Origin of the sequence: Alcaligenes sp. WGS1538 (genome assembly GCF_043187505.1) — a bacterium.
Classification (GTDB): domain Bacteria; phylum Pseudomonadota; class Gammaproteobacteria; order Burkholderiales; family Burkholderiaceae_B; genus Alcaligenes.
On record NZ_CP171109.1, the window covers coordinates 575,371 to 587,895 of the forward strand.

7 protein-coding genes are annotated in these 12,525 nt (G+C 65.5%); 5 read left to right on the plus strand and 2 right to left on the minus strand.

Annotated features, from left to right (window positions below; all coding sequences use genetic code 11):
- Window positions 1-125 precede the first annotated feature (125 nt).
- Together metG and ACF3ND_RS02715 are read right to left on the minus strand one after the other, a co-directional pair.
- The gene (metG, locus tag ACF3ND_RS02710) at window positions 126-2,195 is read right to left on the minus strand and encodes a methionine--tRNA ligase (RefSeq protein ID WP_394064002.1); all 2,070 of its coding nucleotides are present in this window, start codon (window positions 2,193-2,195) and stop codon (window positions 126-128) included.
- 223 nt (window positions 2,196-2,418) lie between these two features.
- Window positions 2,419-2,619 carry a hypothetical protein gene (locus ACF3ND_RS02715; RefSeq protein WP_394064004.1) on the minus strand — a complete coding sequence of 67 codons (201 nt, stop codon included), beginning with the start codon at window positions 2,617-2,619 and terminating at the stop codon, window positions 2,419-2,421.
- A gap of 168 nt (window positions 2,620-2,787) precedes the next feature.
- On the opposite strand from ACF3ND_RS02715, the gene apbC reads away from it, so the two are divergent.
- From apbC to ACF3ND_RS02740, 5 genes are all read left to right on the plus strand, one after another.
- Window positions 2,788-3,873 (plus strand): iron-sulfur cluster carrier protein ApbC, encoded by a 1,086-nt coding sequence (gene apbC / locus ACF3ND_RS02720; RefSeq protein ID WP_394064006.1) that lies wholly within the window; start codon window positions 2,788-2,790, stop codon window positions 3,871-3,873.
- A gap of 6 nt (window positions 3,874-3,879) precedes the next feature.
- Window positions 3,880-5,655: an autotransporter assembly complex family protein gene (locus tag ACF3ND_RS02725; protein WP_394064008.1), complete on the plus strand. Its 1,776-nt coding sequence runs from the start codon at window positions 3,880-3,882 to the stop codon at window positions 5,653-5,655.
- The gene (locus ACF3ND_RS02730) at window positions 5,655-9,527 is read left to right on the plus strand and encodes a translocation/assembly module TamB domain-containing protein (protein ID WP_394064010.1); all 3,873 of its coding nucleotides are present in this window, start codon (window positions 5,655-5,657) and stop codon (window positions 9,525-9,527) included. Before ACF3ND_RS02725 ends, ACF3ND_RS02730 begins: the two co-directional genes overlap by 1 nt.
- A gap of 144 nt (window positions 9,528-9,671) precedes the next feature.
- Entirely contained in the window at window positions 9,672-10,235 is a 564-nt protein-coding gene (gene dcd, locus ACF3ND_RS02735) for a dCTP deaminase (protein WP_394064012.1), read from the plus strand.
- A gap of 10 nt (window positions 10,236-10,245) precedes the next feature.
- Window positions 10,246-12,519, plus strand: a complete 2,274-nt coding sequence (locus ACF3ND_RS02740; protein ID WP_394064014.1) for an Orn/Lys/Arg decarboxylase N-terminal domain-containing protein — start codon at window positions 10,246-10,248, stop codon at window positions 12,517-12,519.
- Window positions 12,520-12,525: the final 6 nt, after the last annotated feature.

Below are 12,525 nucleotides of genomic sequence, written 5' to 3' on the forward strand. Positions count from 1 at the left end.
CGGGCTCTGATTGGCATGGTAGTGAAAAGCCGCTATGTTGCGGGAAACGGGTGGGATGATCTTGTCTTGCTCCAGGTAAAAAAAACCTCGCCCGCGGGCGAGGTTTTTTTATCGGGCAGGCGGCGTCAGTGGATGCGCATGCCGGGCTGGGCGCCGGGGAAGGGTTCCAGCACGTAGATGCCGCTGTCCACGGATTCGTCGGCGTGGCTGGCGGCCAGGACCATGCCTTCGGACACGCCGAAGCGCATCTTGCGCGGGGCCAGGTTGGCGACCAGCACGGTCAGCTTGCCGACCAGGTCTTCAGGCTGGTAGGCCGACTTGATGCCGGAGAACACCTGGCGCAGGCGGCCTTCGCCCACGTCCAGGCTCAGGCGCAGCAGCTTGTCCGAACCGTCCACGGGCTCGCAGGCCACGATCTTGGCGATGCGCAGGTCCACCTTGGCGAAGTCCTGGATGGCTATGGTGTCGGCGATGGGCTCGCCGCCGGGCACCACGACGGGCGCGGGCGGCGGGGCCAGCAGCTCGTCCACCAGCTTGGCGTCCACGCGCTGCATCAAGTGCTTGAACGGGGCGATGTGGCCGGGCAGTTCGGCCGCGTCGCCCCAGACGAAGCTGCGGTTCATGCCGAACAGCTCGCGGGCGACGCGATCGGTCAGGGCGGGCAGAATGGCGGCCAGCATCACGGACAGGCCCTTGAAGCCGGCCAGCGTGCGCGAGCAGATGTCCTGCAGCGCGTCCTTCTGGGCCTGCTCGGCCGTGCCTATGCCCTTGGCCATGACCCAGGGCTGCGCCGTATCGAAGGCCTGGTTGATGAGGTCGGCGTGGGCCATGATCTGGCGCACGGCGCGGCCGTACTCGCGGTTCTCCAGATCCGCGCGCACCTTCTCGGCCACGGCCTGCAGCTCGGCCTGCATCTCGGCCGTGTCGCCCTGATAGGCGAGCTGGCCGTCGAAATGCTTGCTGATGAAGTTGGCTGCCCGGCTGGCGATGTTGACGTACTTGCCGATCAGGTCGCTGTTGACGCGGGCGATGAAGTCCTCCGGGTTGAAGTCCATGTCCTCGACGTGCGAATTGAGCTTGGCGGCCATGTAATAGCGCATCCATTCGGCGTCCATGCCCAGCTCCAGGTAGCGCAGCGGCGAGATGCCGGTGCCGCGGCTCTTGGACATCTTCTCGCCGCTGACGGTGATGAATCCGTGCACGTTCAGCGCGTCGGGCACCTTGCGGCCGGAAAACTTCAGCATGGCGGGCCAGAACAGGGCGTGGAAGTACACGATGTCCTTGCCGATGAAGTGGATCTGCTCGGTATTGCCTTCGGGATCGAGCAACGCGTCGAAATCCAGGCCCTGCTTGGCGCAATAGGCTTTCAGGGAAGCCAGGTAGCCCACGGGCGCGTCCAGCCAGACATAGAAATATTTGCCGGGGGCGTCGGGGATGGGGATGCCGTAGTAGGGCTCGTCGCGGGAGATGTCCCAATCGTTCAGGGAGGCTTCGGCGCCTTCGCCCGTGCCCAGCCATTCGCGGGTCTTGCCCAACACTTCGGATTGCAGGCGCGGCTTGCCCTGGGCATTCGTGCCCGTGGTCCATTCCTGCAGGAAAGCCACGCAGCGCGGGTCCGACAGGCGGAAGAAGAAATGCTCGGAAGTCTTGAGCACGGGGCGCGCGCGGGTCAGCGTGGAGTAGGGCTCGATCAGCTCGGTGGGCACATAGACGGCGCTGCACACTTCGCAGCTGTCGCCGTACTGGTCCTTGGCGTGACACTTGGGGCATTCGCCCTTGATGTAGCGGTCGGGCAGGAACATGCCCTTGACGGGGTCATAGAACTGCTCGATGGTGCGCGTGTCGATGAAACCGGCCGACTTCAGCGAGCGGTAGATGTCCTGCGCCAGCGCGATGTTTTCCTGGGAGTCGGTGCGGTGCCAGTGGTCGAACTGGATGTGAAAGCCGTTCAGGTAGGTCGGACGCTCGGCGGCGATGCGGTCCACCAGCTGGGCGGGCGTGATGCCGGCGCTCTCGGCCTTGAGCATGATGGGCGCGCCGTGCGCGTCGTCCGCGCCGACGAAGTGCAGCGTATGTCCCGACATTCGCATCGACCGGACCCAGATATCGGCCTGGATGTACTCCATGATGTGGCCGATGTGGAACGAGCCGTTGGCGTACGGCAGGGCGGTCGTGACAAATATCGTTCGTGACATGACGTAAAGGAAAAAAAGTGTAAAAGGGAAGGTGCGATTTTATGTCGAATTGCGCTCTTCTGCTGGCAATGAGGATCAGCCGGCGGGGACGCGGTCGCGCGGGTGCGACAGGGCAGGCCAGCGGGCGAAGGAAGCGGGAACGCAATCAGGCGCCCCGCGGCTGCACGGGCCGCGGGGCGCATGCCGGACCGGGACGGGCGCACGCCCGCCCCGGGCGGGGCTGTCAGGGGATTTCGCGCATTTCTATGTCGGTGACGTCCTGTGCGCGAGGCGCGCGCGGCGCATCGGGACGCATCGCGGGGGCGACCGGACGGCGGCGCTGGTCCCAATAGGCCTTGACCCCGAAGGGCCGGCCGCTGATGCGGGCCACGATGTACAGGATGCCGATGGCAATCGCGGTGGAAACCATGAAAATAAACGCCATGATTGCACCGAAAATTGTCAGCAAGACAAAGAGGGCTGTGCGGATAATCTGGTTAAATGTATTCATAGGGTTAGTATGACACTATCTGTACAAAAAAATTCCCTTTGATCCGCTATTCTTCTGGTTTAAAGGTATGGTGATGTTTCTTTATAGCAAGGTTTTGGACAAATGACTGTAAGTTCCGAACGTGTACTGCAGGCCCTGGCTGGGGTGACCGACCCCAACACGTTTAAGAAGCTGTCGGTGGATGCGGGCAAGTGTGAAATCAGCATTGAAAACGACCAGGTATCGCTCACTTTGCATCTGCCCTACACGGCCTACGACATCCAGGGGCAATTGCGCGAGCGCATCGTCCAGGCGCTCGCCGGCGTGGGCGCGCAGCTGGCTCAGCTGCACCTGAGCCCGCGCATCGGCACCCATGCCGTGCAGCAGGGCCTGCGCCCCATGCCCAACATCCGCAACATCATTGCGGTTGCCTCCGGCAAGGGCGGAGTGGGCAAGAGCACCACGTCCGTGAACCTGGCCCTGGCGCTGCACATGCAGGGCGCGCGCGTCGGACTGCTCGATGCCGACATCTACGGTCCCAGCGTGCCCATCATGCTGGGTCTGCACGAGCGCCCGCGCAGCGCCGACGGCAAGATGATGGAGCCGCTCATCGGCCACGGCCTGCAGGCCAATTCCATCGGCTTTCTGCTGGACGAGGACGCGCCGGCCATCTGGCGCGGCCCCATGGCCACCCAGGCCCTGACGCAGCTGCTGACCCAGACCCGCTGGGACGACCTGGATTACCTGATCATCGACATGCCGCCGGGCACGGGCGACATCGCCCTGACCCTGTCGCAGAAGGTGCCGCTCACCGGCGCCGTGATCGTCACCACGCCGCAGGACCTGGCCCTGGCCGACGCCAAGCGCGGCCTGTCCATGTTCCAGAAGGTCAACGTGCCGGTGCTGGGCATCGTGGAGAACATGTCCGTGCACATCTGTTCCAATTGCGGTCATGCCGACCCGGTCTTCGGCCAGCATGGCGGGCGGGACATGGCGGCTCAGTTCAACGTGCCCTGGCTGGGGGCCCTGCCGCTGGCCATGAGCATCCGCGCCCAGACTGATTCGGGCACCCCCACCGTCATCGCCGCGGCCGACAGCGCCGAGGCCCGCCTCTATCAGGAGATCGCCAATCGGGTTTCAGCCAATCTTTCCCAGCTGCCGCCCGACACGTCGGCGCAGCGACCCAAGGTTGTCCCTCGTCCGCTCTGAGTGCCTATGCTGAAACCCGGCCTCTGCCTGTTGTTGCTGCTGGCCCTGAGCCGACCGGCCTGGGCCGCCTCCGTCCCCGAAGTCGTCATCGATCCGGGCGGCGTGCCGCCCGAGGCCCTGAAGGAAATCCAGCGCGCCGTCAGCGCCATCACGCGCCTGGCTGAAGACCAGGACGTGGGGGAAGTCTCGCGCCTGCGCCGCCGGGCGCACGATGCGACCGTCTCGGCCCTGGAAACCCAGGGCTATTTCGATTCGGTGGTGACGCTGGAGGTGGGCGAGGACATAGGCGGAGAAACCTGGGACATCATCATCGAGCCGGGCGAACTTACCCGGGTGCGCAAGGTCGACCTGGATTTCAAGGGGCAGATCACCCAGCCGGAGTTCGAGGTGCGGCTGGAAGGCATCAAGGCGGACTTCCCCCTCAAGCCGGACGATCCGTTCCTGAACAAGGTCTGGTCGTCGGCCAAGGCGGATCTGCTGGAGAGCGTGCAGCGCCAGGATTTCTATTACGCGCGCTATGACAGCACGCGCGCCGTGGTCCTGGCCGACGAAGGCGTGGCCGACCTGTCGCTGAAGGTCAAGAGCGGGCCGCGCGTGCGCATGGGCCAGCTTGTCACCTCGGGCCTGAAGCGGGTGCCGCAATCGCTGGTCGAACACTATGTGCGCTATGAACCCGGCGACCCCTACGACCAGGACAAGCTGGACGAATGGCAGCAATCGCTGGCGTCCACCTCGTTCTTTCGCGGCGCCTTCGTCACCCTGGACGATGAATCCAGCCTGCAGAAAGTGCGCGCGGACGGCGAGGTGGAGCTGCCCGTGCTGGTGCGCGTGACCGAAGCGCCCGCCAAGCGCTTCACCGGCTCCCTGGGCGTGGACAGCGACCACGGCGTGCGCGTGGAGGGCCTTTACCGCCAGAACATCGTGTTCGGCCTGCCCATCTGGACCGAGGCCGGCCTAGGCGTGGACAAGAAGCGCCAGCGCGCCTTCTATGATGTGCACCTGCCGCCCACCCGCAGCGGCTACAAGAACAGCCTGGGACTGCTCTACGACCGTTCCGATATCGAAGGGCTGGATACGGCCCGCGCCGCGTTCGGTTGGAAGCTGCGCCAGGAACGCAAGGCCGCCGGCAAGAGCCGGGTCGAATACGAAACCGAATGGGGCCTGCTGGGCGCCTGGGACAAGACCAAGATCGCAGGCCTGCCCACGCGGGAGGTGCCGTCGGCCATCGCGACCTGGCAGTGGCTGCGGCGCGACGTGGACAAGAAATACGATCCGCGCGAAGGCAATCTGGTGGACCTGGGATTGGGCGCGGGCATCACGCTGGACCGGGGCGAGCCGTTCTATCGCGCCAATCTGCGCCTGCAACAATGGTGGCCCATCGGCGAATGGGACGTGCTGTCGGTGCGTGGCGAGATCGGCAAGGTCTGGCGCATGACCGACCGCACTCCGCCGGACTTCGGATATCGCACCGGCGGGGCGCGCAGCATTCGCGGCTACAAATTCCAGAGCATAGGCCTGCAGTTGAATGACGCCGTGGTGGGGGCGCCGGCCCTGGCCGTGGCCAGTGTGGAATACACGCATTTCTTCACCAGCATGTACGGCATGCGCGCTTTCGTGGACGTGGGCGACGCAGCCCCTAGCTTTGGCGACATGAAGCTGGCCTGGGGCTATGGCCTGGGCGCCGTGGTGCGCACGCCGGCCGGTCCCTTCAATATCGACGTGGCGTACGGGCAGCGGGACAAGCGCCTGCGCCTGAGTTTTTCTTTGGGAATCGCATTCTGATGGCTTTTCTGCGGCGCTGGTTCCGTCGTTTTGCCTTGTGGGGCATACCCTTCGTGGTCATGGCCCTGCTGTTGGTCTGCGGCTTTGCCTACTGGGTCCTGGCCAGCGAGGCCGGCACGCGCTGGGCGCTGCGCACGGCCCTGCCCCATGCCAACGGCAGCGCCCAGGGCGTGCGCGGTTCGGTGTGGGACGGCCTGAGCGTCGACCGCCTGGTGCTGGACCTGCCGGACACGCACGTGGACATCGAGCGCCTGCGCCTGCAGACCAACTGGAAAGAGCTGCTGGAACGCCGCCTGCATGTGGTGGAGCTGAGCGCGCAGAAGGTGGAGGTCGCACTGACCACGCCGGCCGAACCCAAGCCGGACGAACCGTTCCAGATGCCCGAGCTGCCCGTCCATATCGCGGTGGACAAGCTGGCCCTGGGCCAGTTCATGCTGACGCAGGACGGCGCGCCGCTGCCGCTGGCCGTCGCCGATCTGTCGGCGGCGCTGTCGGTGGGAACGGAAGGCGGACAGTTGCGCCTGTACGATCTGATGCTGGCCAACGAGTTCATGCGCGCGGGACTGCAGGGCGAGGTCGATCTGGCCCGTTTCGAAGCGCCGTTCCCGGCCCGGGCCGATGTGCAGGTCATCGCGCGGGGCTTGACGCCTGAATCGCCCGTATGTGCCCGACAATACCTGCCCGGCTACGCCCCGAAGGAGGCGGCGCGCCAGGGCGGGACTCCCGCCGCGTCCAAACCGGACGACAAGACAGGCGTTCCCGACGCTGTGCAATCCGAAGCAGCCGCGTCTGAGGCCGGCGCGCCCGCCGCCAGCGGCGATGAGCGCATCACTGAACCCGTGGCCGTGCCGGAGCCCGAACCGCTTCCCGACTGCGTCATCAATGCGCAGTTGACGCTGGACGGTTCGCTGGAGCAGGCGGCGCTGACGCTGCAGGGCAGCGGCCAGGGCTATCATCTGGATGCTCGGGCGGACCTGACGCCCTTGGCCGCCGTGCCCGTGCGCCAGGCGACCGTGGCCTTGCAACTGCCCGACCAATCGAAGTTCGATGCCGATTTTGCCTGGGACGCCCAGCAGGACGAGGGACACATCAAGGATCATTTCAAGGGGCAGTTCCGCAGTGACAGGCTGGATCTGCACGCCCTGCTGGGCGATGTACTGCCTGACGCCCTCATCAACGGGCAAGGCCGCTTCGATGTGCTGCTGGTGGACAAGGCTCAGCTGGTGACGGCCGATGTGGACGTGCAGCTGCTGCAGGGCAGTCGCTGGAACCGGCAGCCGGCCGCCGGACAGATCAAGGCGCACGTGGCCTCGCCCGCCCAGCCCGGCAGCGCGGACTGGTGGCGCGGCCTGACGGTGTCCGAAGCCCTGACGGACCTGAAGGTGGGCGACAACCGCATTGCCCTGAAAGGCGGGTTTGGCGAGCCTGACAGCATGCTGGACCTGCAGGTCCAGGTGCCGCGGGCCGGGCAACTGTGGCCGGGCCTGGAACTGGGCACGGTGTCGGCCGAAGGCAAGCTCAGGGGTTCGATTGCGCGGCACGGGCTGGATCTCAAGGCGCGATATGACCTGGGCGGCACGAAGCGCGACCAGCTGGGGCAGGGTCTGGCGCAGGCCGACCTGGCTCTGGAAGGCAGCTGGAATTTCGCCGGGCAAGGCAAGGCGGCATTCTGGGACGGCCGCGTCACACGCCTGGCGGCTGATCACGCCGGCCTGGGCGCCAAGCTGCAGTCCGCCATGCCCGTGCTGTTCACCGCGGCACTGACACCGCCCGAGCCCGAGCCCGAGCGCCTGCAGGAGCTCGGCCGGGAATTGCCCGTCCAGGAGTCTGCCTCGTCCGCTCAAGCGCCGACGCCGGAAAGCCCGGCCGAAACACCGGCGGCGGGCGTCCCGGCGGCCGGCGCTCCGGCGGCCGGCGAAGCGCCGCCGGCCTCCACCGCCGCGCAACAGGCCCTTGCGACGCCCTGGTCGCTGCGGATCGGCGCAACGACGATCGCCACCACCATGGACGGCCAGTCCTGGGTGGCTTTGCGGCACCAGGAGTCCCGTTACCAGGCTGGCCAGTGGGCCAGCCAGGGCGCCTTGACGGACCTCGTCCTGTCCCAGCCGCGCATCGAGCGGCTGATGCGCAAGCTGGGCGTGGAGGAACAGGCCCAGGAAAAGAAGGGCGGCGTGAAAGTCGCCTCGCGCAAGAACACCCGTCCGGACGAGATCGAAGTCAAGGCCGATTGGAACCTGAGTTTTGCCGGGGCCCTGGCGGGGCAGGCGCGCATCCAGCGCGTCAGCGGCGACGTGCAGGTGCCGGCCGAGCCGCCGTTTCCGCTGGGCCTGCAGGACATGAGCCTGACGCTCAAGGCCACGCCCGGTTCGGGCGGGCGCAGCCGCCTGGACGCCTTGCTGGACGTGCGCACGCAGCGCATGGGCTACCTGACCGCCACGGCGGAAACAGTGGTGCATGCCACGCCGGGCGGCGGGATCGCCCTGCGTGACGGCGATGCCAAGAAGATCAACGTCAAGGCCAACATCGACGACCTGGGCTGGACCAGCCTGTTCCTGGGCGATGCCATGGAACTGGGGGGGCGCCTGAACGCCGATGTGAACATCGATGTGGGCGCCAAGTGGGCCTGGACCAGCCGCGGCACGGTGACCGGCCGAGACCTGCGCTTCACGCGGCTAGACGACGGCATACGCTTGCTGGACGGCAGCCTGGACGCACGTTTCGACGGCGACGTCTTCCGCCTGGAAAGCCTGACCTTCCCGGCTACGCAGCGCGTGGAACCTCAGGAGTGGCGCACGGCGACCTGGCTGAAGGAAAGCCCCGACGCCAAGGGCGGCAAGCTGACGGTGTCGGGCCAATGGAACCTGGTGAACCAGCAGGGGACCTTTGCGGTGGACATCCTGCGCTTTCCCATCGTGCAGCGCGCCGACCGCTACGCCATGATGACAGGCCGGCTGGACCTGGACATGGATCTGCCGCGCATCGCCATCCAGGGCAAAGTGGTGGCGGACGCGGGCTGGTTCAACCTGGACATGCTGGGCGGCATCCCCACCGTGGACAGCGACGTGGTGGTGCTGCGCGCCGGCCAGACGCTGCAGGACCAGGAGGTCGAGGGCACCACGGACATGACGATGGAGATCGACGTGGATCTGGGGCCGCGCTTCTACCTGACCGGCTACGGCGTGAATTCCGGCCTGGTGGGGGACCTGAAGATCACCATGATAGGCGGCAAGCTGACGGGCATAGGCGCGCTGCGCACCCGCGGCGGGCGCATCGAACTGTACGGGCAGAAGCTGCTGCTCAGGCGCGGTACCGTGACCTTCCAGGGCGACATCACCTCGCCCATCCTGGACATCGAGGCCCTGCGCACCGACCAGGCCGTGCAGGCCGGCGTCAAGGTGGCCGGCACGGCGCGCCGGCCGCGCATCGACCTGGTGTCCTATCCGGAAGTGAGCGAAGTGGAGAAGCTGTCCTGGCTGCTGCTGGGACACGGACCCGACGACTCGGGCGGGGACATCGCCTTGCTGCTGAGCGTGGGCACCTCCTTCCTGGGCGACGGCGAACCGTTCTACCGCAAGTTCGGCATCGACGAGGTCGCCATGCGTTCGGGCGACCTGGGCAGCCCGGGCAGCATCCTGCCGGTGGAAAGTGTGGTCAAATCCCTGAACAGCGGCACCAGCGACGTGGAGCGCAAGTTCCTGGCGATCTCCAAGGGGCTTACGTCCGACATCACGGTCAGCCTGCAGCAGGCCATGGCCGACACCGGGACGGTGGGGCGCGCCAGCTACCGCCTGGCGCGCGGCCTGACGGCGGAACTGAGCGCCGGCACGGTCAACGGCCTGGCCCTGATCTACCGCTGGTTCTCCCAGGACTAGGACCATGCACAGGTTCCAAGAAAGCGCGCCCGCCGGGAAACGGGCGCGCAACCCGCTTGAATGTCGTTTTTGCGCGTCGTGTGGGTCAAGCTTGCATGTAAACGATAAAATACCCGGTTACTGATTTAAGGCGGCTAATTTCCTATGAGTATCAAAAGCGACCGTTGGATTCGGCGGGCTGCTGCCGAAGGCATGATCGAACCCTTCGAGGCCGGCCAGGTGCGCAGCGTGGACGGGCAGCGCATCGTCAGCTACGGCACCAGCAGCTACGGCTACGACGTGCGTTGCGCCAACGAATTCAAGATCTTCACCAACATCAATTCGACCATCGTGGACCCCAAGGCCTTCGACGAGAAGTCCTTCGTGGATTTCGTGGGCGACGTGTGCATCATCCCGCCCAATTCCTTCGCGCTGGCCCGCACGGTCGAATATTTCCGCATCCCGCGCAGCGTGCTCACCATGTGTCTGGGCAAGAGCACCTACGCCCGCTGCGGCATCATCGTCAACGTCACGCCGCTGGAGCCCGAATGGGAAGGCCACGTGACGCTGGAGTTTTCCAACACCACCCCGCTGCCGGCCAAGATCTACGCCGGCGAGGGCTGCGCGCAGATGCTGTTCTTCGAAAGCGACGAAATCTGCGAAGTGTCGTACCGCGACCGCGGCGGCAAATATCAGGGTCAGCTGGGCGTCACCTTGCCCCGTACCTAGGAGTTCTGGAATGAAGTTTCGTTTTCCCATCGTCATCATCGACGAAGACTACCGTTCCGAAAACGCGTCAGGCCTGGGCATCCGAGCCCTGGCCGCCGCGATAGAGGCCGAAGGCGTTGAAGTTCTCGGGGTCACCAGCTATGGTGACCTTAGTTCTTTTGCGCAGCAGCAAAGCCGCGCGAGCGCCTTCATCCTGTCGATCGACGATGAGGAATTCGACGTGGATTCCCCCGAGGATGTCGCCAACGCGATCATGAATTTGCGCTCCTTCATCGGCGAGCTGCGCTTTCGCAACGAGGACATCCCCATCTATCTGTACGGGGAGACGCGCACGTCGCAGCACATCCCCAACGACATCCTGCGTGAACTGCACGGCTTCATCCACATGTTCGAGGACACGCCCGAATTCGTGGCCCGGCACATCATACGGGAAGCGCGCTCCTACCTGGACAGCCTGGCTCCGCCGTTCTTTCGCGAGCTGGTGAACTACGCCTCGGACGGTTCCTACTCCTGGCATTGCCCGGGACACTCGGGCGGGGTCGCCTTCCTGAAAAGCCCGGTGGGGCAGATGTTCCACCAGTTCTTCGGCGAGAACATGCTGCGCGCCGACGTCTGCAATGCCGTGGACGAACTGGGCCAGCTGCTGGACCACACAGGCCCGGTGGCCGAGGCCGAGCGCAATGCCGCGCGCATCTTCCATGCGGATCACTGCTTCTTCGTGACCAACGGCACGTCCACCTCCAACAAGATCGTCTGGCACGCCAACGTGGCCAACGACGACGTGGTGGTGGTGGACCGCAACTGCCACAAGTCCATCCTGCACGCCATCACCATGACGGGCGCCATCCCGGTGTTCCTGCGCCCGACGCGCAACCACCTGGGCATCATCGGCCCCATCCCGCAGGAAGAATTCCAGCCTGAGAACATCCGCCGCAAGATCGAGGCCAACCCCTTCGCGCGCAACGCCAAGAACAAGAAGCCCCGCATCCTGACGCTGACCCAGTCCACCTACGACGGGGTCATCTACAACGTCGAGATGATCAAGGAAACGCTGGATTCGGAAATCGACACGCTGCATTTCGACGAAGCCTGGCTGCCGCACGCCGCCTTCCACGACTTCTATCATGACATGCATGCCATCGGCGCCGATCGACCGCGCAGCAAGGACACCATGATCTACGCCACGCACTCCACGCACAAGATGCTGGCGGGCCTGTCGCAGGCCTCGCAGATCACGGTGCAGGATGCGGAAAACCGCCAGCTGGACCGCAACGTCTTCAACGAAGCCTACCTGATGCACACCAGCACCAGCCCGCAGTACGCCATCATTGCGTCCTGCGACGTGGCCGCGGCCATGATGGAGCCGCCCGGCGGCACGGCCCTGGTCGAGGAAAGCATCCGCGAGGCCATGGATTTCCGTCGCGCCATGCGCAAGGTGTCCGGCGAGTACGGGGAAGACGACTGGTGGTTCAGGGTCTGGGGGCCGGACCGCCTGCCCGAGGAAGGCATAGGCAACCGCGAGGACTGGATCCTGCGTTCGGGCGCCGAATGGCACGGCTTTGGCAAGCTGCCGACCGACTTCAACATGCTGGACCCGGTCAAGGCCACGGTCATCACCCCCGGCCTGGACATCTCCGGCACTTTTGCCGACCACGGCATTCCGGCCGCCCTGGTGTCCAAGTACCTGGCCGAGCACGGCGTGGTGGTGGAGAAGACCGGCCTGTATTCCTTCTTCATCCTGTTCACCATCGGCATTACCAAGGGCCGCTGGAACACGCTGCTGACGGCCCTGCAGCAGTTCAAGGACGACTACGACCGCAACCAGCCCATGTGGCGCATCCTGCCGGACTTCTGCAAGGCTCAGCCCACTTACGAGCGCATGGGCCTGCGCGACCTGTGCCAGCAGATCCACGAAGCCTACCGCAAGTACGACCTGGCGCGCCTGACCACCGAGGTCTACCTGAGCGACATGGTGCCGGCCATGAAGCCGTCCGACGCCTACGCCAAGATGGCGCACCGCGAGATCGAGCGCGTGGGCATCGACGAACTGGAAGGCCGCGTCACCGGCGTGCTGCTCACCCCGTACCCGCCCGGCATCCCGCTGCTGATCCCCGGCGAGCGCTTCAACTCGCGCATCGTGGAATACCTGCAGTTCGCGCGCGAATTCAACGCCCGCTTCCCCGGCTTTGAAACCTACGTGCACGGCCTGGCCCAGGATATCGGTCCGGACGGCCTGCCGCGCTACTACGTGGATTGCATCCGCGAATCCGAGGCTGGCGAGTAAAGCAGA

Coding starts and splice junctions, on each gene's coding strand:
- dcd (WP_394064012.1), top strand. CDS start 9,672: ATGAGTATCAAAAGCGACCGTTGGATTCGGCGGGCTGCTGCCGAAGGC.
- ACF3ND_RS02725 (WP_394064008.1), top strand. CDS start 3,880: ATGCTGAAACCCGGCCTCTGCCTGTTGTTGCTGCTGGCCCTGAGCCGA.
- ACF3ND_RS02715 (WP_394064004.1), bottom strand. CDS start 2,619: ATGGCGTTTATTTTCATGGTTTCCACCGCGATTGCCATCGGCATCCTG.
- ACF3ND_RS02730 (WP_394064010.1), top strand. CDS start 5,655: ATGGCTTTTCTGCGGCGCTGGTTCCGTCGTTTTGCCTTGTGGGGCATA.
- ACF3ND_RS02740 (WP_394064014.1), top strand. CDS start 10,246: ATGAAGTTTCGTTTTCCCATCGTCATCATCGACGAAGACTACCGTTCC.
- metG (WP_394064002.1), bottom strand. CDS start 2,195: ATGTCACGAACGATATTTGTCACGACCGCCCTGCCGTACGCCAACGGC.
- apbC (WP_394064006.1), top strand. CDS start 2,788: ATGACTGTAAGTTCCGAACGTGTACTGCAGGCCCTGGCTGGGGTGACC.